At 64.9% G+C, this 21,840-nt stretch carries 17 protein-coding genes and 1 riboswitch; of the genes, 10 read left to right on the forward strand and 7 right to left on the reverse strand.

Translation table 11 applies throughout. The annotated features are described in order from the left end of the window. Positions 1 to 115: 115 nt before the first annotated feature. Positions 116 to 1,723, forward strand: coding sequence for an APC family permease (locus AB4Y82_RS17445; RefSeq protein ID WP_441604949.1), 1,608 nt, complete (start codon positions 116 to 118; stop codon positions 1,721 to 1,723). A 163-nt stretch (positions 1,724 to 1,886) separates the two neighbouring features. Here the strand turns inward: AB4Y82_RS17445 and AB4Y82_RS17450 are convergent, their stop codons facing one another. The 4 genes from AB4Y82_RS17450 to AB4Y82_RS17465 form a co-directional block, all read right to left on the reverse strand. Beyond that, positions 1,887 to 2,969 carry a homoserine dehydrogenase gene (locus AB4Y82_RS17450; protein WP_441604950.1) on the reverse strand — a complete coding sequence of 361 codons (1,083 nt, stop codon included), beginning with the start codon at positions 2,967 to 2,969 and terminating at the stop codon, positions 1,887 to 1,889. Then, positions 2,966 to 4,156, reverse strand: a complete 1,191-nt coding sequence (gene metB, locus AB4Y82_RS17455; RefSeq protein ID WP_441604951.1) for a cystathionine gamma-synthase — start codon at positions 4,154 to 4,156, stop codon at positions 2,966 to 2,968. Before metB ends, AB4Y82_RS17450 begins: the two co-directional genes overlap by 4 nt. 36 nt (positions 4,157 to 4,192) lie before the next feature. Continuing rightward, positions 4,193 to 5,221 carry a homoserine O-succinyltransferase MetX gene (gene metX / locus AB4Y82_RS17460; RefSeq protein ID WP_441604952.1) on the reverse strand — a complete coding sequence of 343 codons (1,029 nt, stop codon included), beginning with the start codon at positions 5,219 to 5,221 and terminating at the stop codon, positions 4,193 to 4,195. 85 nt (positions 5,222 to 5,306) lie between these two features. Continuing rightward, positions 5,307 to 5,422, reverse strand: a riboswitch (SAM riboswitch). A gap of 152 nt (positions 5,423 to 5,574) precedes the next feature. Continuing rightward, positions 5,575 to 6,366: a hypothetical protein gene (locus AB4Y82_RS17465; RefSeq protein WP_441604953.1), complete on the reverse strand. Its 792-nt coding sequence runs from the start codon at positions 6,364 to 6,366 to the stop codon at positions 5,575 to 5,577. Between the two features lie 211 nt (positions 6,367 to 6,577). On the opposite strand from AB4Y82_RS17465, the gene AB4Y82_RS17470 reads away from it, so the two are divergent. From AB4Y82_RS17470 to AB4Y82_RS17510, 9 genes are all read left to right on the forward strand, one after another. Further along, entirely contained in the window at positions 6,578 to 6,934 is a 357-nt protein-coding gene (locus AB4Y82_RS17470) for a DUF1304 domain-containing protein (protein ID WP_441604954.1), read from the forward strand. A 77-nt stretch (positions 6,935 to 7,011) separates the two neighbouring features. Further along, positions 7,012 to 7,674 carry a M24 family metallopeptidase gene (locus AB4Y82_RS17475; RefSeq protein ID WP_441604955.1) on the forward strand — a complete coding sequence of 221 codons (663 nt, stop codon included), beginning with the start codon at positions 7,012 to 7,014 and terminating at the stop codon, positions 7,672 to 7,674. A gap of 70 nt (positions 7,675 to 7,744) precedes the next feature. Next, a complete protein-coding gene (locus AB4Y82_RS17480) occupies positions 7,745 to 8,914 on the forward strand; it encodes a fatty acid desaturase family protein (RefSeq protein WP_441604956.1) in 1,170 nt (389 codons plus the stop codon). 120 nt (positions 8,915 to 9,034) lie between these two features. Continuing rightward, positions 9,035 to 10,636, forward strand: a complete 1,602-nt coding sequence (locus AB4Y82_RS17485; protein WP_441604957.1) for a peptide chain release factor 3 — start codon at positions 9,035 to 9,037, stop codon at positions 10,634 to 10,636. A gap of 69 nt (positions 10,637 to 10,705) precedes the next feature. Further along, positions 10,706 to 11,620 carry a CPBP family intramembrane glutamic endopeptidase gene (locus AB4Y82_RS17490; RefSeq protein WP_441604958.1) on the forward strand — a complete coding sequence of 305 codons (915 nt, stop codon included), beginning with the start codon at positions 10,706 to 10,708 and terminating at the stop codon, positions 11,618 to 11,620. A 92-nt stretch (positions 11,621 to 11,712) separates the two neighbouring features. After that, complete coding sequence (locus AB4Y82_RS17495) at positions 11,713 to 15,381, forward strand: response regulator (RefSeq protein WP_441604959.1); 3,669 nt, start codon at positions 11,713 to 11,715, stop codon at positions 15,379 to 15,381. Continuing rightward, positions 15,378 to 16,247 carry a CheR family methyltransferase gene (locus tag AB4Y82_RS17500; protein ID WP_441604960.1) on the forward strand — a complete coding sequence of 290 codons (870 nt, stop codon included), beginning with the start codon at positions 15,378 to 15,380 and terminating at the stop codon, positions 16,245 to 16,247. Before AB4Y82_RS17495 ends, AB4Y82_RS17500 begins: the two co-directional genes overlap by 4 nt. Before the next feature lie 7 nt (positions 16,248 to 16,254). Beyond that, positions 16,255 to 16,818 carry a chemotaxis protein CheB gene (locus AB4Y82_RS17505; RefSeq protein WP_441604961.1) on the forward strand — a complete coding sequence of 188 codons (564 nt, stop codon included), beginning with the start codon at positions 16,255 to 16,257 and terminating at the stop codon, positions 16,816 to 16,818. Beyond that, positions 16,815 to 17,810, forward strand: a complete 996-nt coding sequence (locus AB4Y82_RS17510; RefSeq protein ID WP_441604962.1) for a diguanylate cyclase domain-containing protein — start codon at positions 16,815 to 16,817, stop codon at positions 17,808 to 17,810. Before AB4Y82_RS17505 ends, AB4Y82_RS17510 begins: the two co-directional genes overlap by 4 nt. 1 nt (position 17,811) lies before the next feature. Here the strand turns inward: AB4Y82_RS17510 and AB4Y82_RS17515 are convergent, their stop codons facing one another. The 3 genes from AB4Y82_RS17515 to AB4Y82_RS17525 all read right to left on the reverse strand — a co-directional run bounded on the left by AB4Y82_RS17515 (position 17,812) and on the right by AB4Y82_RS17525 (position 21,781). Then, on the reverse strand, positions 17,812 to 18,279 hold the full coding sequence (locus tag AB4Y82_RS17515; protein WP_441604963.1) for a hotdog fold domain-containing protein: 468 nt from the start codon (positions 18,277 to 18,279) through the stop codon (positions 17,812 to 17,814). A 97-nt stretch (positions 18,280 to 18,376) separates the two neighbouring features. Next, positions 18,377 to 20,848, reverse strand: a complete 2,472-nt coding sequence (locus AB4Y82_RS17520) for an acyl-CoA dehydrogenase (RefSeq protein ID WP_441604964.1) — start codon at positions 20,846 to 20,848, stop codon at positions 18,377 to 18,379. A 42-nt stretch (positions 20,849 to 20,890) separates the two neighbouring features. Beyond that, entirely contained in the window at positions 20,891 to 21,781 is an 891-nt protein-coding gene (locus AB4Y82_RS17525; protein WP_441604995.1) for an alpha/beta fold hydrolase, read from the reverse strand. Positions 21,782 to 21,840: the final 59 nt, after the last annotated feature.

Raw genomic sequence — 21,840 nt, forward strand, 5'->3', positions numbered from 1 at the left:
TTGCGCCACGTTTCGCGGCGGCCGGCGGGCTGACAGTTCCCCAACCGGTCTGTCATCATCCGCCCCTTGTGTCGCCCGGGAGGCGGCCGTCGATCCACTGTCCCTGGGGACCTGCATGTCTCAATCTTCAATGCGCCGCGATGTCGGCCCGTTCGCCCTGATGCTTACCGGCCTGGGCTCAATCATCGGTTCCGGCTGGTTGTTTGGCGCCTGGCGTGCGGCCGGCCTCGCCGGTCCGGGTGCGGTATGGGCCTGGGTGCTTGGCGCCGCCATCATCATGACCATCGCCCTGACCTATGCGGAACTGGGCGCGATGTTCCCCGAGTCCGGCGGCATGGTGCGCTACAGCCACTATTCGCACGGTTCGCTGGTCGGCTTTATCGGTGCGTGGGCCAACTGGATCGCGATCGTCTCGGTGATCCCGGTCGAAGCCGAGGCCTCGGTGCAGTACATGGCCTCGTGGCCGTGGCAGTGGGCGCACGATCTGTACATCCACATGCCCGACGGCCATGGCGAACTGAGCTTGCCCGGTCTGTATATCGCCGCCGTGCTGGTGTTGATCTACTTCCTGGTCAACTTCTGGAGCGTGAAACTGTTCGCGCGCTCCAACACGCTGATCACCGTATTCAAGCTGGTGGTGCCGGCCGCGACTGGCCTGGCCCTGATCGCCAGCGGCTTCCACAGCGAAAACTTCTCGGTGGGCGTGAATGGCGATACGCACGCCATCGACTTTGCCGCCGTGCTGACCGCGGTGGCCACCGCCGGCATCGTCTTCAGCTTCAACGGCTTCCAGAGCCCGGTGAATCTGGCGGGCGAAGCGCGCAATCCGGGCAAGAGCATCCCGTTCGCGGTGATCGGCTCGATCCTGCTGGCTACGGTTGTCTACATCATCCTGCAGGTCGCCTACCTGGGTTCGGTGCCGCCGGACATGCTGGCCAAGGCCGGCTGGCACGGCATCGATTTCCGCTCGCCGTTCGCCGAGCTGGCCATCATCGTCAACCTGCACTGGCTGGCCATGCTGCTGTACGTGGATGCGTTCATCAGCCCCAGCGGCACCGGCATGACCTATACCGCCACCACCGCACGCATGATCTACGGCATGGAGCGCAACGGCACCTTGCCGAAGGTGCTCGGCCGCATTCACCCCAAGTGGGGCGTGCCGCGCCCGGCGATGTGGTTCAACCTGGTGGTGTCCTACCTGTTCCTGTTCCAGTTCCGCGGCTGGGGCACGCTGGCGGCGGTGATTTCGGTGGCCACGATCATCTCGTATCTCACCGGCCCGGTGAGTGCGATGACGCTGCGCCGTACCGCGCCGAATCTGCATCGCCCGCTGCGCATCACCGGCTTGCCGATCCTTGCCGGCGTCGCCTTCATCATGGCGACCGAGCTGCTGTACTGGGCGCGCTGGCCGCTCACCGGCGAGATCATCCTGCTGATGGTCGTGGCGCTTCCGGTCTACCTGTATTACCAAGCCAAGGTGAAGTGGCACGACTTCGGCCGCCAGCTTAAGGGCGCGTGGTGGCTGATCTTCTATCTGCCGACGCTGGCGCTGGTGTCGCACGTGGGCAGCACCGACTTCGGTGGCCAGGGCTACCTCAGCTATGGCTGGGACCTGGCCGTGGTCGCCTTGATTGGACTGGTGTTCTACGTGTGGGGCGTGAAGTCCGGCTGGCGCACGCCGTCGGTGGAAGAGGCTGAGGCCAATCCGCACGTGCACGATTGATCGTCAGTGGTGTGACATGAAAAACGCGCGGCTTACCACCGCGCGTTTTTCTTTTGTCGGTGGCAGATTCCCGACAGGGTAGTCGCGCACAGGGTGCGCTCCCACAAGGTTTCGAGTGACCTGTGGGAGCGCACCCTGTGCGCGACTCACGAACCCTCAGGCTTCACACCAACGCCAACACATCGCCCAACAACGCCTGCGCCGTCACCTCTGGTCCCGCACCCGGTCCCTGGATCACCAGCGGCTGCGAGTTGTAGCGCGTGGTGCTGAGTGCAAACTGATTGTCGGTGCCGTACAGGCGTGTGGCCGGATGGTTTGCCGGCACTTCGACCAGACCGACGCGCGCACGGCCACGCTGGTTGAGGCGGGCGAGGAAGCGCAATGCACCGCCGCGCGCTTTTGCTTCGGCGTAGCGCGCAGCAAGCGGTTCGTCGAGTTCCTCCAGGCGCGACAGAAAGCTTTCGACGTCGAGCTGTCGCAGGCTTTCCGGCACCAGGCTTTCCACTTCTACTTCATCCGGACGCAACGCAAAACCCGCACAGCGCGCGAGGATCAGCAGCTTGCGCGCCACGTCTTCACCCGAAAGATCGCTGCGCGGATCGGGCTCGGTATAGCCCAGTTCACGCGCTCGGCGCAGCAGCGCGGAGAACGGCTGGCTGCCGTCGTACTGGTTGAACAGATACGACAGCGAACCGGAGAACACGCCTTCCAGGGTAAGCAATGCATCGCCGCAATGACGCAGGCGACGCAAGGTCGAGATCACTGGCAAGCCCGCGCCGACGGTGGCCGAATCGCCATAACGCCCGCCCTGCGCGAGCGCCGCCTGCAACGCGCGCCATCCCGGCAGATCGCCACCAGCGAGGGACTTGTTCGCCGTCACCACGTGATACCCACGCGCCAGCCACTCGGCATGGCGCGAGGCGAGCGTGCCGCAGGCGGTGGCGTCGATGATCACCTTGACCGCCGCAGCGTTCGTCTCCAGCGCTTCGAGCAACACCGCGTCATTGCGCACGTCGCCGTGGGTCTTGAGCTTTTCGCGCAAGGCACGGTCCGCGAGCTGCTCCACCTGTGTCTGCTGGCGTCGCGAATTGGCCGCACCCACCAGCCTGATCGATGCCGCCGCCGGCGTGTTGAGCAACTTCAGGAAGGCGCCACCGACCACGCCGGTGCCAAGCAGCACGGCGGCGATGGCGGGAGACACCTGCGCTTTCGATGCCTGCAGCGGCTCGATCAGCACCGCACTCATGCGATCACCCGACGTTTGGCATGGCTCACCGCTTCGGCGCGGAGCAATGCAGCATCCAGATCGCGCAACAGATCGTCGCCATCTTCAATGCCCACCGACAGGCGCAGGAGCGTGTCAGCGATGCCGGCGGCGCGACGGGCTTCCGGCGCCATCGAGGCATGCGTCATCGAAGCGGGATGCGCCACCAGGCTTTCCACGCCACCGAGCGACTCGGCCAGCGAGTAGTAGTGCAAGCCTTCGACGAAGGCTGCCACCTGCTCCTCGCCGCCCTCGAGTTCAAAGCTGAGCATGGCGCCAAAGCCCTGTTGCTGGCGCGCGGCGAGCGCGTGGCCGACATGGTTCGGCAGGCCCGGGTAATACGTCTTGCGCACGGCCGCATGGCCGTCCAGACGTTCGGCGATGCGCACTGCGTTTTCCTGATGCTGGCGCAAACGCACGTTCAAGGTACGCAGGCCGCGCAACGTGAGGAAGCTGTCGAACGGCGCGCCGGTCAGACCATTGCAGTTGCCCCACCACTTCAGCTGCTCGGCAACGGCGGCATCGCGTGCCACCACCGCGCCGCCCACTACATCGCTATGGCCGTTGATGTACTTGGTGGTGGAATGCACCACCACATCGGCGCCCAGGGTCAGTGGTTGCTGCAGGGCCGGCGAGAGGAAGGTGTTGTCGACCACCACCAGCGCGCCCACGGCATGCGCCGCCTGCGCCACGTGGCGGATATCGGTGATGCGCAGCAGCGGGTTCGACGGCGTCTCCACCCACACCAGCGACGGTTTCGCAGCCAGGCCTTCGGCGAGAGAGTGTGCATTGGTGAGATCGACGAAACGGACCTGGAAGCGGCCCTTCCTGGCCCAGGCATCCAGCAGTCGCCAGGTGCCGCCGTAGCAATCGTGTGCAGCGAGCACCAGGGAACCGGCAGGCACCAGTTCCAGCGCCAGCGCCACGGCTGCCATGCCGCTGGCCGTCACCACCGCACCCACACCCTGCTCCAGCTCGGCCAGGGCCTCCGCCAGCAAGTCGCGGGTCGGGTTGCCGCTGCGCGAGTAGTCATACGCACGCTTCTTGCCGAAGCCTTCGAACGCATAGTTGGTCGACAGATGCAGCGGCGGCACCACCGCGCCGTGCTGGGTGTCTGATTCGATGCCGGCGCGCACGGCGCGGGTGAACAGGCTGGGGGTGTCGCTCATGGTGAATCTCCGTGCGTGATGCGTTTTGAATTCGGGTCAACAACCGGCCAGCGCGTCGCGCAGCAGCGGCGCGAGGCGGTCGGTTTCCTTGAGGAAGGCGTCGTGGCCGTAGGGCGACTCGACCACTTCGAGCGTGGCCGGGCCATGCAGGCGGCGCTGCAGCTCGCACAGGTCGGCCAGCGGCACCAGGCGATCGGACGGGAAGCCGATCAGGGTCGCCGGCGCGGCCACCCGCTCGGGCGTCACGTCATGCAGGTCGATGGACTCGGACAGGGCCAGGAAGCGCTCGACATCAAAGCGCTCGACAAAGCGGCGGCCGGCGTGCTCGAGATAGTCCTCGACCGGAAAATGGAAACGGCCGTCGCGATACTCCGGCGCGGCATTGAAGCGCCGTGCGAATTCCTCGCTGCCGCGATAGGTGGTCATGGCCAGCTGGCGCGCCAGCGACAAGGCCTCGTCGGACTGACCGCTGGCCAGCCCCAGCCGCACGATGCCGCGCTGGACCGAGCGCTGCGCCGTGGCGAGCGGGTGCGGACGATGAGCACCGGCCAGCAGCACCAGCCGACCCAGGGCATAGGGGTGACGCGCGGCGAAGGCCAGGGCCACCATGGCGCCGTAGGACGAACCGATGAAGGCGTGCACACGGCCAATGCCGAGCGACTCCACCAGGGCGGCGAGCACATCGGCCTGGTCCTCGCTGGACACGGCCTGCGCGCCATCGAGATCGGCCGGGGTGATCCAGTCGATGGAGAGCACGCGGTAGCGGCCCAGATCCAGCGGCTGGCCGGCGCCCACCTGGGACTGCCACCAGCCCGGCGGGGTCTCGCCGTCCAGCGCCACCACGTCACGCGTGGCGGAGATGCCGCCCTGCACGATTACGGTGGGCGCATCAGGCGCGCCGCACCACAGGTAGCTCACTTCCAGCTCGCACGGGGCGCTGCCGTACTTGGGCGTGATGACGATGCGACGGCTGCAGCGCTGGGTGGTCAGGTCCGGCCGCATGCCGCCAGCGACCGCGGCGGGAGCGGTGGCGACGGGCGGGATGGGTTGCGGCTGGCTGGACATGGGGCTCTTCTCCGGTCGGCATCGACCTGCGGACCGGAGAGGAGAGCAAGGCACGACCGGCACGGGGCGCGGTGGTGCTGGTTTGCCCTCATCTCGCGGCTTGCGCCCTAGGCGCTGCCGCAGGAATTGGCACCGTCGCGGAAAATTCCGCAGGTTGCCCCGGCTTCAAAGGGCCTGTCCCTCCGCCGGTCTCGATGAGTAAAGGGGAATCTAACGAGCCTGATCGGCTGTGTCAATAGACGTCTAAACGTCTATGCATCTAGCCATCGACATTTTTCGACGGATGTGACGGTTACAGCTGCAACCACATCAAGCCCGCGCCCGGCCTGCAAGGAGGCCGGGCGCGGTGATCATTACTGCTTCACCGCAACGAATGCCATGCTGCGATCGTGCAGTTTGTCGTCCATCAGGACCTTCATGGTCTTGCCGTCGGCCGACACGGTGGAGGTGAGTACGGTCACGACCTTCCCGTCGCGCTTGTCGGTTTCCACCATCGACATCTTGCCGGTCTGCTTCACGGTCACGCTGTTGATGCCCGGATCGCCCTTGTACGGCGCTTCGGTCCCGTCCAGTTTCGCCTGATAGGACTGGCCCGTCGGCGCGCTCATGTGGAGCATGCCGCCCTCCTCCTTGAAGGTGATCTCGGTGGCGTTCTCCGACATGTTGGCGATATTGGCGGTGACCCATGAGCCCGATACCGCATGCGAGCCAGCCGGGCCCGCCGCCACTTGTTTCATCTCGCCATTGCCGGTGACCGGCGCACCGCTGCTGTTGCTGCTGTCGCTGAACTCGAAATGCGCGGTCTTGCCGTCGGGTGCCACGGTAATCGTCGTGGTGGCGACGACCTTGCCACCCTTCTTGTCGGTTTCCTTGATGGTGTGCGCATCCACCACCTGCACGGCCATCGAATCGAGATACGGATGCCCACTGACCGCATGATCCTGTCCGTCGGCCTTGATGCTCACCGCCGGCACGCAGGTCTTGCAATCGTACATGCCGTCCTTGAGCACGAAGACATCGGGCTTCTTGGGCATCTGCACCTTGCTCATGTCGACCTTCCAGGTGCCGTCGAACGGCCCATCGGCCATCGCGGCAACGGGAAACAGCAGAAGCAGGCACAGGCCTAGCGATACTGACTTGTTCATGGAGGTGACTCCCCGGAGTAAGGAATGGCCAGGCCATGCCCTAACCCCCAGGTGCCACGTCCTTGTCCTTCGGGCGCCAAGACCCAGCCCGATCAACCTACGCCGGGGGCAGCACCACAGCCACTGGCCGGAAGGGTTAGTTTTGACGGGTTTGCGGGCCTCTACGCGGGCTGCAACACTGCGCGCCTGACCTCTCTGCCCCTGGATCCCGATGTCACTCGCCGCCCATCTCGTTGTTGCCCTCGTCGCCCTGCTCCACGTGTGGTTCCTGGTGCTGGAGATGTTCCTGTGGACTCGCCCCGCCGGTCGCCGCGCCTTTGGGCTGAGCCAAGAGTTTGCCGAGCAGTCCAAAGTGCTGGCGGCGAACCAGGGCCTGTACAACGGCTTTCTGGCGGCCGGACTGGGCTGGGGCCTGTGGCTGGGCGACGCCGGGCGCCCGATCACGCTGTTCTTCCTGGGCTGCGTGCTGGTGGCCGGGATCTATGGCGGCTTCACCGCCAGCCGCAAGGTGCTGTGGATCCAGGCCCTGCCTGCCCTGATCGGCATCGTGCTGGTGGTGCTGTCCTGAGCGTTTGCGGAGGCGGGCCTGCATCGGACCCTCCTCTGTGCGATGCTTTTCTTCTTCCCCGCCAGCACCGGCCAGTCATGACTCTCGTGCCTCAGGAAGCGGTCGGCGACCGTTTCGACCCGCAACAGATGCAACATGCCCGCGAACGCACCTGGGCGGCGCTGCACGGCATCCGCGAGCGCATGCGTCCGGGCATTTCCGAGGATGAGGCGAAGGCCGAAGCCGCCGAGGTGTTCCGCGCGCTGGGCATGGAGCGGCTGTGGCATCCGGTGATCATCCGCATCGGCCGCAATACCACCAAGACTTATCGCGAGCGTTCCGAGCCGGTGCGCCTGGGCGAAAACGATATCTACTTCATCGATCTGGGCCTGGTGTTCGAAGGCCATGAAGGCGATGTGGGTGACACCTTCGTGGTGGGCAACGCGCCGGAGCTGCAGGCCTGCGCGGATGCCGCAAGAGAGCTGTTCCGCGTCACCGCCGATGCATGGCGGAGCCAAGGCCTCAGCGGCGAAGCCTTGTACGCGTTTGCCGAGCAGCAGGCTCAGGCCATGGGCTGGCGCCTCAACCATGAGATCAAGGGTCATCGCGTCAGCGACTTCCCTCATTCGGTGCACAAGGCGGGCGATCTGGGCGAATACGGCGAACCACCGTCCAGCGGGTTATGGATCCTTGAGATCCAGATCGCGCACCCGACCGAGCCCTACGGCGCGTTCTACGAGGACCTGCTGACCCGCGACTAGTCGCCGAACAAACCGTTATCGGTGCATCAGCTAGCATGCACTCACTCCCCGCCCGCCCCGAGTGCCCTGCATGTCCCCTGTTTCACCTCATCGAACGGCCGAGGCCGCTCGAACGTCGCATGCGGCTGCCTCCACGGATCGGCTCAAGTTCAACGGCGACAACACGTTCCAGCGCGAGTTGCGACGGCGTGTCGAGGCCCATTTCAAGCACAGCGGGCAAAAGCAGCGCGACGGCGCGGCCATCTATCTGAAGACGGCGATCATCCTGGCGAGCTTCGTCGCCACGTATGTGCTGCTGGTCTTTTTCGCGGCCACCTGGTGGCAGGGCGTGCTGTTCAGCGTCGCGCTCGGCGTGGCGACCGCGCAGATCGGCTTCAACATCATGCACGACGCCGGCCATCAGGCCTTCTCCGAGCATCGCCGCGTCAACAAGTGGATGGCCATGACGTTGGACCTGGTCGGCGGCAGCTCGTACGTGTGGCACTGGAAGCACGCGCATTTTCACCACACGAATACCAACATCGACGGCTACGACAGCGATATCAACCTCGGTGCATTGGCGCGCTTCGCGCCGCAGCAGAAGCACTATTGGCATCATCGCTGGCAGCACATCTATCTGTGGATGTTGTACGGCCTGACGGTGGTGAGCTGGCATCTGCATGACGATTTTCGCGACGTGATCACCGGCACCATCGGCAAGCGCCGCTTTCCGCGCCCCAAAGGCAAGGATCTGGCGGTCTTCGTCATCGGCAAGCTGGTGTTCTTCACGCTGGCCCTGGGCTTGCCGCTGATCTTCCATTCGGTGAGCGCCGTGCTGCTTTGCTATGGCCTGGTCGCCGTGGTGGCGGGTCTGCAGCTGGCCCTGGTGTTCCAGCTCGCGCATGCGGTGGAAGAGGCCGCGTTTCCACAGCCCAGCGAACCGGGCCACATGAACACGCCGTGGGCGATCCATCAGCTGCAAACCACGGCGAATTTCTCGCGCAACAACCGGCTGGTCACCTGGCTGGTCGGCGGCCTGAACTTCCAGATCGAACACCACCTGTTTCCGCGCATCTGCCACGTGCACTACCCGGCCATCTCGCGGGTGGTCGAAGCGACCTGCCGCGAGTACGGCGTGCCCTATCACGCCAACGCCTCGTTTGGCGCGGGCCTCGCCTCGCATTACCGCTGGCTCAAGCGCATGGGCCAGCCGGATGCCCTCGCAGCGCCGGTGGCGCTGGAACCCCTCCCGCAAAACTGAACAGCACGCCCAGCGGGCGCGCCGGAAGCCTGGCGTAGCCGGGACGGCGAGGCGCCAGGCCCGGCTGGCCGGCCGTTCCACGCTATCATTGGCGGCTAGCCTTCCTGCCGACCCGCCTCCATGTCTGCCCATCTCGCCGAAACCCGCCGCCGCCGTACCTTCGCCATCGTCAGCCATCCTGACGCGGGCAAGACCACGCTGACCGAAAAGCTGCTGCTGTTCGGCGGTGCGATCCAGATGGCCGGCTCGGTGAAGGGCCGCAAGGCTGCCCGCCACGCCACCTCCGACTGGATGGCGCTGGAAAAGGAGCGCGGCATTTCGGTGACCTCGTCGGTGATGCAGTTTCCGTACGAAGGCCGCATCGTCAACCTGCTCGACACCCCGGGCCACGCGGACTTCTCCGAAGACACCTACCGCGTGCTAACCGCGGTGGACTCGGCGCTGATGGTGATCGACTGCGCCAAGGGCGTGGAAGAACGCACCATCAAGCTGATGGAGGTGTGCCGCCTGCGCGACACGCCCATCATGACCTTCATCAACAAGCTCGACCGCGAAGGCCGCTCGCCGATCGAACTGCTGGACGAAGTGGAATCCGTGCTGGGCATCGCCTGCGCGCCGCTCACCTGGCCGATCGGCATGGGCAAGCGCCTCAAGGGCGTGTACCACCTGCTGCTCGATGAAGTGCACGTGTTCGAGCAGGGCAAGAACTTTACGCGCCAGGACTCGACCATCTTCAAGGGCCTGGATGCACCCGGCCTCGAGGCGATGATCGGCGCCGAAGCGCTGGCCGAACTGCGCGACGAGCTGGAACTGGTGCAAGGCGCCTCGCATCCGTTCGATATCGAGCAGTACCTCGCCGGCAAGCTCACGCCGGTGTTCTTCGGTTCGGCGGTGAACAATTTCGGCGTGCAGCTACTGCTGGATTTCTTCGTCGAGCACGCACCGTCGCCGCGTTCGCGCGCTACGCTGTCGCGCGAAGTGAGGCCCGAAGAGGAAGCCCTCACCGGTTTCGTGTTCAAGATCCAGGCCAATATGGATCCCGCGCATCGCGACCGCATCGCCTTCATGCGCGTGTGCTCGGGCACCTATAGCGCCGGCATGAAGATGATGCAGACGCGCACCGGCAAGGACGTGCGCATCGCCAACGCGCTCACCTTCATGGCCAGCGACCGCGAAATCGTCGAGAGCGCCTATCCCGGCGATGTGATCGGCCTGCACAACCACGGCACCATCGGCATCGGCGATACCTTCACGGAAGGTGAGATGGTGAGCTTCACCGGCATTCCCAACTTCGCACCGGAACTGTTCCGCCGCGCGCGCCTGCGCGATCCGCTGAAGATGAAGGCGCTGCAGAAGGGCCTGGCGCAGCTGTCCGAAGAAGGCGCCACGCAGTTCTTCCGTCCGCTGATGAGCAACGACCTGATCCTGGGCGCGGTCGGCGTGCTGCAGTTCGACGTGGTGGCTTATCGCCTGAAAGACGAATACGGCGTGGACGCCAGCTTCGAGCAGGTCACCGTCGCCACCGCGCGCTGGATCCACTGCGACGACGCCAAGAAGCTCGAGGAATTCCGCGAGAAGAACGCCAACAACCTGGCCATCGATGCGGCCGGCGAACTGGTCTATCTCGCGCCGTCGCGAGTGAACCTGCAGTTGGTGCAAGAGCGCTCGCCCGGCGTGCGTTTCTCAGCGACGCGCGAGCACGCGACCTCGCTGGATCTGTAAGCCGGATGGGCGGCCCCGGCAACGGCCGGGGCCTGCTACCCTCCCCTTCATTCTCAGGGGAATCCATCCATGCCAGCAGGACAGCTCGCCTTCACCACGCCCGCCACCGCCACGCCGTGGCAACGCTGGATGGTGTTCTCGCCGATGGGCCGCATCTTCTTTTTCGGCGCATTGTGCTTTGTGCTGTTCAAGCTCGTTTCCGTGAGCGTTGCAGCCATGGGCCTGGTCGGCCCTGGCGTGTCGCCGTTGTCGCGCGCCGTCGGCATTCTGGCGATGGAGCTGATTTCATCGCTCGTGGCGTATGCCGTGCTGGTGAAGGCCATCGAACGCCGCCCCCTGCGAGAACTTGCGGTGCGCGACATGTTCACGCTCGGCCTCGCCGGACTGCTGGCTGGCGCCTTGCTGATCAGCCTTGTCGTGTTCGTGCTTTGGCTCGCCGGCAGCTATCACGTCACCGGCACGAACCCGGACGTGGACTGGCTGCCGGCCGTACTGCTGACGGGCATTGGCGCCGGCGTGTTTGAGGAAATCGTCGCGCGCGGCATCCTCTTCCGCACGCTCGAAGAAGGCCTCGGCACCTGGTGGGCGCTGGCCATCTCGGCGGTGTTCTTCGGCGCGGCCCATATCTTCAATCCCGGTGCCACGCTGTGGAGCTCGCTCGCCATCGCGATCGAGGCCGGCATTTTGCTGGCCCTGCTCTATCACGTGACGCGCTCGCTGTGGCCGTGCATCGGACTGCATGCGGCATGGAATGTGATGCAGGGCACGGTCTACGGCATACCGGTTTCGGGCACGGCCGCCCACGGCTGGCTGGTGTCCAACTGCACCGGGCCGGACTGGTTGAGCGGCGGCGTGTTCGGTGCTGAGGCTTCGGTCGTCGCGCTGATCGTCTGCTCGTCCTGCTCGGCCCTGTTGCTGATTGTGGCCGTGCGTCGCGGCAGCATCGTGCCGCCGTCGTGGCGTCGTACCTCCAGCAAGTCCTGAGGCCAGCTATCGTCTTCACAAATCTGCGGATACCCTGAAGGGAACCGCCCCGGCCTGGCAGGACTGCCAGGCCTTGCCCATTGTGAAGACGTATGGCCGCCCCGAAAAACCGCTATTCCTGGCTGGCCCACCAGCCGATGCAGCAGAAAATCCTGGTCGCGATCGGCACCCTCGTGTTGCTGTTCGTGATCTGCAGCGTCGTCAGCTTGCAGTCGTTGTCGCGGCAGGACGTCAGTACGCACTGGTCGCGGCACACCTACGACGTGCGCGCCAAGATCGACGACGTGACCGAACAACTGCAGGCCAGCCAGATGGCGCTGCGCGGTTTCCTGCTCAACCCGCAAGGCTCTGAGCTGGCGGCGCACCAGCAGGCCGACGCGGCGCTCGCCCGGGACCTGAGCGAGCTGCGCACCCTGACGAGCGACAACCCGCTGCAGCAAGGCCGCATCGACCGTATCGAATCGATGGCGGACCAATGGCAGAAGGACGCACTGGCCAACGGCATCGAGCCGATGCAGGCGATCCGTGCCAACGACGCCACCGAAGCGGCGATGGAACGCGTGCGTGTGCAGACCAGCTACCTCGCGCACCGCACCGTCTTCGTGGCCGACATCCTCGGCGTACTCAAGCAGATGGACGATACCGAGGCCGCCCTGCTGGACCAGCGCGAAGCCACGCAACAGCGCGACGTGAGGGAAGTACGCGCCGTTACCTGGATCACCATGCTGCTCAGCCTGCTGCTCGGCGGCTCGGTGGTGTACATGACGTTCCGCCTGATCACGCGCCCGATTCGCCGCATGACGGATCTGATGACGCGTCTGGCCAGCCACGATCACAGCGTGGAAATACGCCAGCTGGAACGTCGCGACGAAATCGGCGAGATCGCCCGGGCCCTGCAGGTGTTCAAGCAGATGGCGATCGAAACCGCGGCGCAGACCTGGGTGAAGACGCAGGTTTCGCAGATCGCCAGCGACCTGCAGAAAGTGGAGACCGAACGCGACTTCGCCGAGCAGCTCACTGGCACGCTGGGACCGCTGCTCGAATGCGGCGTGGGCGTGTTCTATCGTTTTGACGAGCAGGATCAGCGATTGCGCCTGCAGGGCAGCTACGGCTACCAGCAGCGTCGCCACCTGAGCACCGAATACGCGCTGGGTGAAGGACTGGTCGGCCAGAGCGCGCTGGAACGCAAGCCGATCACGCTGCAGGACGTGCCCGACGATTACGTGCGCATCCATTCCGGCAGCGGGGAGGCGTCGCCGAACACCATCAGCGTGCTGCCGCTGATCCTGCGGGACAAACTGCTCGGTGTGCTGGAACTGGCCAGCTTTCACCATTTCAGCGAACCCCAGCAGCGCCTCTTGAACGAACTGCTGCCGATTGCGTCGCTGTCGCTGGAGAACCTGGGCCGCGCCATTCGCACGCAGGACTTGCTCAAGCGCACCAGCGAGCAGGCCGACGAGCTGCGCGCTTCGGAGGAAACGCTGCGCCGCCAACAGCAGGATCTTCAGGTCACCAACGAAGAACTCAACGCCAAGACCCACGAGCTGCAGGAGCAATCCCAGCGCCTGCTCGCGTCGGAAGAAGAACTGCGCGTGCAAACGGAAGAACTTCAGGCATCCAACGAAGAACTGCGCCAGAAGACCGACACGCTCAACCAGCAGAAACACGTGCTGGAAACCTTGCAGCGCGAAACGCAGGAGAAGGCAGAGGAACTGGCCCGCGCCAGCCAGTACAAATCCGAATTCCTCGCCAACATGTCGCACGAGTTGCGCACGCCGCTCAACAGCCTGCTGATTCTGTCGCGCAGTCTTGCCGACAACCGCGAGGGCAACCTTGATGGGGAGCAGGTCGAATCGGCGCGCATCATCCACGACTCGGGCAGCAACCTGCTGCGCCTGATCAACGACATCCTCGATCTGTCCAAGGTCGAGGCCGGCAAGATGGACGTCGTACTGGACGATTTCCCGCTGGCCGACCTTGAACGCGCGCTCAAGCGCACCTTCAACCATGTGGCGCAGGACAAGCAGATCGACTTCATCGTGAAGATCGATGCTGGTCTGCCGACCACGCTACGCACGGACGCGACCAAGCTCGAGCAGATCGCCAACAACCTTATCGGCAATGCCTTCAAGTTCACCCACCAGGGTTCGGTCACGGCGCATATCGGGCGCCCCTCGGCGGCCATCAGCCTGCCGCCGGGCATGCAGGGCAAGGATGTGATCGCCATCGCCGTGACCGACACCGGGATCGGTATTCCGCCGGATAAAGCGCAGAAGATTTTCCAGGCGTTCGAACAGGTCGACGCCAGCACCAGCCGTCAGTACGGCGGCACCGGCCTGGGCCTGACCATTTCCAAGCGCATCGCCGAACTGCTCGATGGCGACATCGTGCTGCACAGCGAGGTCGGGCACGGCAGCACCTTCACGATCTTGCTGCCGCTGGAAGGGCCCTCCGGCGTCCCCATCACGGCACCCTCCAGCAGCGTGGCAGCGCCCAGCCCAATCCGACCCACGATGACTCAGGCGCTGCTGCCGGAAACCATCGAAGACGATCGCGCCAGCGTGATGCCGGGCGACACTGCCATCCTCATCATCGAGGACGATCCGGTGTTCGCGCGCATCCTCGCCGACATGGTCCGTCGTAAGGGCTATCGCGTGCTGGCCGCCGCCGATGGCGAATCGGGCCTGCAACTGGCGGCAAAGCACAGCCCCACCGGCATCCTGCTCGACGTGATGCTGCCGGGCATGGACGGCTGGACGGTGATCGAGCGCCTGAAGGAAAACACCGCCACGCGGCACGTCCCCGTTCATTTCATTTCCGCGGTGGACGAAGCCAACCGCGGCCGCGACCTGGGCGCCGTGGGCTTTCTCACCAAGCCGGTCAGCCGCGAGGCGATCGGCGAGGCCTTCGATCGCCTGCTGCATTTTGCCGAAGGCCACATGCGCCACCTGCTGATCGTCGACGACGACGCCGATTCTCGCGCGGCCATGCGCACTCTGTTGCGCAACGACGACGTCAGCATCGAGGAGGCCGGCAGCGCCGAAGAAGCGCTCGAGCGCATGCGCGACACCACCTACGACTGCATCGTGCTGGATCTGGGCCTGCCGGGCATTTCGGGCATCGAGTTTCTCGAGCAGCTCTCCGCCGCGGGCAGCATTCCGCCGGTTGTGGTCTATTCCGGCCGCGAGCTGAGTCGGGAAGAGAGCCTGAAGCTGCGCCAATACACCGACAGCATCGTGATCAAAGGCGCACGGTCGCCGGAGCGCCTGCTGGATGAAGTGAGCCTGTTCCTGCACAGCATCCAGGGTGGCCGCGCGCGACAGGCCGCTGTTGGCGCCAAAGCGAGGGCAGCTTCGCCCTCGCCCGCGCTGACCGATGCGAACGAGTTGATCCACCGCAAGGTGCTGCTGGTGGATGACGACATGCGTAACTTGTTCGCGCTGTCCAAGGTGCTGCGTGGCTGGGGCATGCATGTGACGATGGCGCAGGATGGCCTGAAGGCACTCAAGGCCCTGACCGACAACAGCGACATCGAGCTGGTGCTGATGGACGTGATGATGCCGGTGATGGACGGCTACGACACCATCCGCGAGATCCGTGCGCAGCCGCAGCTGGCCAAATTGCCGATCATCGCGCTGACGGCCAAGGCGATGCGCGGCGATCGCGAGAAATGCCTTGAAGCGGGCGCCAACGATTACCTGTCCAAGCCGATCGACATCGACAAGCTGTCCTCGATGATGCACGTGTGGCTGCATCGATGAGCAAGCGGGCCGAAAAGGCGAAAGTGGTCGACACGGCACTCGAAGATATCGAGATCGAGCTGTTCGTGCGCGCGCTCAAGCTGCGTCACGGCTACGACTTCACCCAGTACGCGCCGGCCTCGCTGAAGCGGCGCGTGCTGCAGCTGGCCCATGCGCAGCACGCCGATACGGTGAGCGCGCTGACCACCCGCGTGCTGCACGAGAAGGATTTCCTGCCCGCTGTGCTCGAAGGACTGTCGGTGCCGGTATCGGAGATGTTCCGCGACCCGGATGTCTTCCTCGCGCTGCGCGAACAGGTGTTTCCCGTGCTTGCCAGCTATCCGCAGATCAACATCTGGCAGGCTGGCTGCGCGCATGGACAGGAGGTCTACTCACTGGCCATCCTGCTCGAGGAAGCCGGCCTGTACGACCGCACACAGATCTATGCCACAGACTTCAACGAGGCCGCGCTCAGGCACGCGCAGGAAGGCATTTACCCGTCGCGCGAGGCACAGCTTTGGTCGCGCAACTATCTCGCCGCGGGCGGCAGTCACACGCTGGCCGACTATTACAGCGCACGCTACGAGCTGATCAAGCTCGACCAGCGCCTGCGCCGCAACGTGACCTTCGCCAACCACAACCTGGTTACCGACGAAGTGTTCTGCGAAGCGCATCTGGTGCTGTGTCGCAACGTGCTGATCTACTTTTCGGACTCGCTGCAGGACAGGACGCTGGCGCTGTTCCGCGACAGCCTGGTGCGCGGCGGCTTCCTCTGCCTGGGCACGCGCGAAAGCCTGGATTTCGCGCCTTCAGCCGCCGACTTCACGCCGGTGGATGCCGCACGCCGCATCTATCGCCTCGGCTCGCGCGGCACGGGCAAGGAATGACATGGCCATGCCGCAGGCCATTGTGATCGGTTGTTCGGCGGGCGGTCTCACCGCGCTGGAGCAGCTGTTCGCAGGGATCGATCCGGCCCTGCCCCAACCGATTGCCGTGTGCTGCCACACCGGTTCGGCCACGGTGGATCTGTTGTGTGAATTGTTGGCCAAGCACGCCACGCTGCCGGTGGAGGAGGCGCGCGAGCGCGCGCCCATGCGCGGCGGCGTGATCCATGTGGCGCCAAGCGGCTATCACTTGCTGGTCGAAGCAAGTCGACGTTTTTCGTTGTCGGTGGATCAGCGCGTGAGCTTTGCCCGCCCATCCATCGACGTGCTGTTTGAATCAGCTGCCGAGGCGTATCGCGAGTCGCTGATCGGCATCGTGCTTACCGGCGCCAACAGCGATGGCGCCGATGGACTGCTGCATGTACGGCAGGCCGGGGGGATTGCCGTCGTGCAGGATCCGGCCGATGCCGACGTTGCGACCATGCCCGCCGCCGCGCTCGAACGCGCCGGCGCGGACCATTGCCTTCCACTGGCGGCGATCGCGCCGCTGCTCAACCGTCTATGCCTGCCATGAACCTGCCAGCCCCAAAGATCCTCGTCGTCGACGATACCCCCGCCAACCTCGTCGCCATGCGCCACCTGCTTGCCGACAGCGGCGCACAGCTGTACGAGGCCGACAACGGCAACGCAGCGCTCGCGTTGTGCCTGGACCATGAGTTCGCGCTGATCCTGCTCGACGTGAACATGCCGGAGATGGACGGCTTTGAGGTGGCCTTCCTGATCGGCGAGGATGAACGTCTGCGCGAGACGCCGATCATCTTCGTCACGGCGGCCTATGCCGACGACATCAATCGCGTGCGCGGCTATCACTTTGGCGCGGTGGATTACATCGCCAAGCCGATCAACGACATGATCCTGCAGTCCAAGGTGCGCGTTTTCCTCGAGCTGTACCGCGCGCGAGCGGCGCTTAAGTCGACGCTGGCCGAACTGGAGGAGCGCAACGAGCAGCTCAACACGGAAATTTCAGAACGCCGGCGCATCGAAGCGCAGATCCGCCACCAGGCCACCCACGACACACTCACCGGCCTGCCCAATCGCACGCTGTTCCACGACCGCCTGCTCACCGCCATGCAACGCGTACCGCGGCACGGGCCCTGCTTCGCATTGGCCATGCTCGACATTGATGGCTTCAAGGGCGTCAACGACAACCACGGCCACCCGGCGGGCGATGCCCTGCTGAAAGCCATTGCGGAACGACTCAGCGATCAGGTGCGCAGCAACGACACGGTCGCGCGCCTCGGAGGCGATGAGTTTGCGTTGATCCTGGAAGACGTGGCTGACGTGGATTTGCTCATGCGCCGCTGCCAGGACATCGGCAACGCGCTCGCCGCTCCCTACCCGCTTGAGGGGCGCCACGGCCCGTTCAACGCGCAGGTCAGCGCAAGTATTGGCGTGACCCTGTGGAAGGGCGACGGACAGGCCGACGAGGATCTGATCCAGTCCGCCGATCGCGCGCTCTATCAGGCCAAGGACAGCGGCAAGAATTGCTGCGTGATGTCGCCTTGATTCACGACTTGCGCGGCGACACCCACATGTCGATGCGCGCGCGGAAGACTTCGTCGCCCGCTTCGTTGCGCACGCTTACCAGCGCCGGCCACGCATAACCGCTGGTCGCCTCGCGCGCCGGCGATTCCGGCCTGGCCTGCGCCACCAGGGTGCCCGTGGCCTTGGCCAGGTATTCCACCGTCATGCCCTTGGGAATCCAGCGCATGCTCGACGGGATGGTCACGTCGGTCATCATGCCCGCGGTGAGTTCGGCGGCATTGCATAGGGCAATCGCGTGCACGGTGCCGATATGGTTGTGCACGCGGCGGCGATCGCGGATCGCCACTTCGCAGAGCCCCGGTTCCAGTGCGCGGAACTGAGGAGCGATCGTGGCGAAGTAAGGCGCCTTCAAACAGATCAGGCGGCCATAGAGCCAGCGGCCACCGGGCAGTGTGACCAACCGACGATACAGCGACAGTGCCTGGTTCATGCCAAACCTCCCTCGCGGGCAACGCGGCGGCGCTGCCCTTTCGTGTGTCGATGGATTGCCGCCATGCTTGCGTGAACAGGCATGGCGGCCGGCAACGTCAGGCCGCGTCGGCCAGCTTCTTGTTGCGGTCGGCGCGCGTCACCGCGGCACGGAGTTCGGACGGATCGAAGTCGTCTACCGAAATGAACTCGAACACGCCCTCGCGCACGCGCTTGAGCAGTTCGAATTCGGCGGCATTGATCACGCCCGCCTGCATCGCTTCGACCAGCTGCCCCACGAAGTCGTGCGACTTGAACTGGCCGGCCTTCTGCGCCTTGCCGAACTTGCGTTCCACCGGCTCGGCCGCGATCACGTCGGGCAGCAGTGCGTTCATCCGGCCGATGGTGTTGTTGGCGGTCGGCGTGAGATAGGTCCACTCGATCAGGCGATCACGCGCCTCGCCCGGCGCCGTGATGATGGCGGCGACGCGGCGGCCCAGGCGATCGGACGGCGGCACTTCGCGGCGTCCCCATGGGAACACCAGCGCACGCAGCAGCCAGGACACCGGGCGCACCGGGAAGTTGCGGATGGCGCCGTCGAGCGAGGTCTGGATGCGCCACATGCACTCGTGGAACGCCCATGCCAACAGCGGACGATCGGCTTCCGGACGGCCAGTGTCCTCATAACGCTTGAGCATGGCGCTGGCGATGTAGAGATAGCTCAACACGTCACCCAGGCGGGCGGACAGCTTTTCCTTGAACTTCAACTTGCCGCCCAGCACGCCCATGAAGGTATCGGCACACAGCGCGAGCGCCGCCGAGTAACGGTTGAGCTTGCGGTAGTAGCGACGCACATAGGCGTCGCCCGCGGTGTCGCCGATGCGCGATCCGGTGAGGCCCAGCGTAAGCGAACGCACGGCGTTGGAGATGCCGAAACCGATATGACCGAACAACGCGCGATCGAACGCCTTGAGGCGATCGCCGTAGTCCGGAATCGACAGCGCCTGCATTTCCTTCAACACATAAGGATGGCAGCGGATGGCGCCCTGACCGAAGATCATCAGGCTGCGCGTCATGATGTTGGCGCCTTCCACCGTGATCGCGATGGGCACGCCCTGCCAGGCGCGGCCGGCGTAGTTCTTCGGACCCAGCTGCACGGCCTTGCCGCCGTGCACGTCCATCGCATCACCGGCGATGATGCGGCCCCACTCGGTGGCGTGGTACTTGGCGATCGCCGACGGCACCGCCGGCTTCTCGCCGCGATCCACTGCGGCTGCGGTGGCACGCGACAAAGCGGCCGTCGCGTATGTCAGGCCACCGATGCGGGCGAGTGCTTCTTCCACGCCTTCGAAGCGTGCAATCGAAAGACCGAACTGCTTGCGCATGCGCGCATAGGCACCCGTCGCAGCAACGGCAGCGCGCACGCCGCCGGTGGCATTGGACGGCAGCGAAATGGCACGACCCACCGAGAGACATTCCACCAGCATCCGCCAGCCATGGCCGGCCATATGCGGGCCGCCGATCAGCACCGACATCGGCACGAACACGTCCTTGCCGTGCAGCGGACCATTCTGGAACGGCACGTTGAGGGGGAAGTGACGGCGACCGATTTCCAGGCCCGGCGTGGAACGCGGCAGCAACGCCAGCGTGATGCCGAGGTCTTCCTTGTCGCCCAGCAGTTTCTCCGGGTCGTACAGACGGAAGGCCAGACCCACTACCGTGGCGATCGGCGCCAGCGTGATGTAGCGCTTGTCGAAGGTGAGCTTCATGCCCAGCGTTTCGACCCCATCCACCACCTGCTTGCAGACCACACCGAAGTCGGTGATCGAGGTGGCATCGGAACCGGCATACGGGCCGGTGAGCGCGAAACACGGAATTTCTTCGCCCACCGCGAGGCGCGGCAGGTAGTGGTTCTTCTGCTCGTCGCTGCCGTAGTGCAGCAGCAGTTCCGCCGGGCCCAGCGAATTGGGCACGGCCACCGTCGATGCCACCGTGGCCGACATAGTCGCGAGCTTCTGCAGCACCGCCGAGTGCGCCAGCGCCGAGAAGCCCAGGCCGCCATACGACTTGGGAATGATCATGCCGAAGAACTTGTGCTTCTTGATGAAGGCCCAGACTTCCGGCGGCAGGTCGGCCAGCTCGTGGGTGATCTGCCAGTCGTCGATCATGCCGCAGAGTTCTTCCACGGGACCGTCGAGATAGGCCTGTTCTTCCACGCTCAACTCCGGCTTGGGCTGCTTGAGCAGCTCATGCCAGTCGGGCTTGCCCGAGAACAGCTCGCCTTCGAAACCGACCGTGCCTGCTTCAAGCGCCGTCTGTTCGGTTTCGGAAAGCTTGGGCGTGACCTTGGCGAACATCTTCAGCAGCGGCGTGCTGATCTGCTTGCGGCGGAAACCGTCCATCAGCAGCGGCACGGCGATCGCCAGTTCGATCACCACCAGGACGAAAGTCGTCCACGGCGCGCCGGCAACCAGGCCGACCACGACGGTCGTGATCACCGTGGCAATCGCCCACGTGCGCAGACTGCTGCGGTGGTAGGCACAGGCGCCAGTGGCAATCAGCGCCGCCAGCAAAGTCAGTATCACGGACATTCAAACACCTCGTTACGCATGACGTCTTGGTGGAACATGGATTCAGGCGGTGACCGCATCGCTGCGATCGGTAGAAGAAAGCTGGCCCACGAATCGTGCGATCTCGCGGGTGAATGCGTCGTTGGCGTCGCCGGCGACCATGTGTGTGGCGCGCGGCAGCTCCACATGCTCGGCATGCGGCACCAGCTGCAGGAATTCATCGACGGTGTCGCGCGAAACGACATCGCTGCGACCGCCCGACAACAACAACACCGGCACGCGCACCTTGGCCGCCGCCGACATCAGGCGCGGCTGGTAACGTTCGCTCTCGCTCACCAATCCGTTGAGCAGGGCCGGATCCCAATGCCAGCGCAGGCGACCGTCGTCGCCTTCGCGCAGCAGGGGGCGCAGTTGATCTTCGGTTTTGCGCTCGGCGCGATGCGGCATGTACCTAGCGATTTCGTCCGCCGCCTGCGCATAGTTTTCGAAGCCGTCGGGATGGGCCTGCATGAAGGCCAGGATGCGTTCCACGCCCTTGGTTTCCCAACGCGGCGTGATGTCGACCAGCACGAGTGCGCGAAACGCCTCCGGATCAATCTCGCCGGCGATCACCAACCCGAGCAGGCCGCCCATCGACGCGCCGACCAGGATCGGCTTGCTCAGCTCGGCGTGCGCCAGCAGGCGCAGGTCGCCGATGAATTGCTCCATGTGGTAATCGCCGCCCGCCACGTGGCCGCTCTCGCCATGGCCGCGCGCATCGAAGGTGACGCAGCGGAAGCCTTCGTCCGCCAGCGCTTCGGCAGTGGTGCACCACGCGCCGCGCGTCTGGCCGAAGCCGTGTGCGAAGAGCAGCGTGGGATGGCCGGTGGGCTGGCGAATATCGATAGCCAGCGTCAGGCCGTCGACGGCCGTGACGTAGTTACTGGATTTCTGGGTCGGGGTTGTCGATACCATACGCATGAGTATGGATTGCAACAAATGGCTGCGTCAATATGCGCTGCGGCAACGCGGAG

The sequence above is a fragment of the Dyella sp. 2YAF14 genome, assembly GCF_052114725.1.
Classification (GTDB): Bacteria; Pseudomonadota; Gammaproteobacteria; order Xanthomonadales; family Rhodanobacteraceae; genus Dyella.

Excerpts from the sequence above, each read along its gene's own strand:
- metX (WP_441604952.1), bottom strand. The coding sequence starts at position 5,221 with ATGTCCAGCCAGCCGCAACCCATCCCGCCCGTCGCCACCGCTCCCGCC.
- AB4Y82_RS17495 (WP_441604959.1), top strand. The coding sequence starts at position 11,713 with ATGGCCGCCCCGAAAAACCGCTATTCCTGGCTGGCCCACCAGCCGATG.
- AB4Y82_RS17505 (WP_441604961.1), top strand. The coding sequence starts at position 16,255 with ATGCCGCAGGCCATTGTGATCGGTTGTTCGGCGGGCGGTCTCACCGCG.
- AB4Y82_RS17485 (WP_441604957.1), top strand. The coding sequence starts at position 9,035 with ATGTCTGCCCATCTCGCCGAAACCCGCCGCCGCCGTACCTTCGCCATC.
- AB4Y82_RS17490 (WP_441604958.1), top strand. The coding sequence starts at position 10,706 with ATGCCAGCAGGACAGCTCGCCTTCACCACGCCCGCCACCGCCACGCCG.
- AB4Y82_RS17510 (WP_441604962.1), top strand. The coding sequence starts at position 16,815 with ATGAACCTGCCAGCCCCAAAGATCCTCGTCGTCGACGATACCCCCGCC.
- AB4Y82_RS17475 (WP_441604955.1), top strand. The coding sequence starts at position 7,012 with ATGACTCTCGTGCCTCAGGAAGCGGTCGGCGACCGTTTCGACCCGCAA.
- AB4Y82_RS17520 (WP_441604964.1), bottom strand. The coding sequence starts at position 20,848 with ATGTCCGTGATACTGACTTTGCTGGCGGCGCTGATTGCCACTGGCGCC.
- AB4Y82_RS17480 (WP_441604956.1), top strand. The coding sequence starts at position 7,745 with ATGTCCCCTGTTTCACCTCATCGAACGGCCGAGGCCGCTCGAACGTCG.
- AB4Y82_RS17465 (WP_441604953.1), bottom strand. The coding sequence starts at position 6,366 with ATGAACAAGTCAGTATCGCTAGGCCTGTGCCTGCTTCTGCTGTTTCCC.
- AB4Y82_RS17450 (WP_441604950.1), bottom strand. The coding sequence starts at position 2,969 with ATGAGTGCGGTGCTGATCGAGCCGCTGCAGGCATCGAAAGCGCAGGTG.
- AB4Y82_RS17525 (WP_441604995.1), bottom strand. The coding sequence starts at position 21,781 with ATGGTATCGACAACCCCGACCCAGAAATCCAGTAACTACGTCACGGCC.
- AB4Y82_RS17470 (WP_441604954.1), top strand. The coding sequence starts at position 6,578 with ATGTCACTCGCCGCCCATCTCGTTGTTGCCCTCGTCGCCCTGCTCCAC.
- AB4Y82_RS17445 (WP_441604949.1), top strand. The coding sequence starts at position 116 with ATGTCTCAATCTTCAATGCGCCGCGATGTCGGCCCGTTCGCCCTGATG.
- metB (WP_441604951.1), bottom strand. The coding sequence starts at position 4,156 with ATGAGCGACACCCCCAGCCTGTTCACCCGCGCCGTGCGCGCCGGCATC.
- AB4Y82_RS17515 (WP_441604963.1), bottom strand. The coding sequence starts at position 18,279 with ATGAACCAGGCACTGTCGCTGTATCGTCGGTTGGTCACACTGCCCGGT.
- AB4Y82_RS17500 (WP_441604960.1), top strand. The coding sequence starts at position 15,378 with ATGAGCAAGCGGGCCGAAAAGGCGAAAGTGGTCGACACGGCACTCGAA.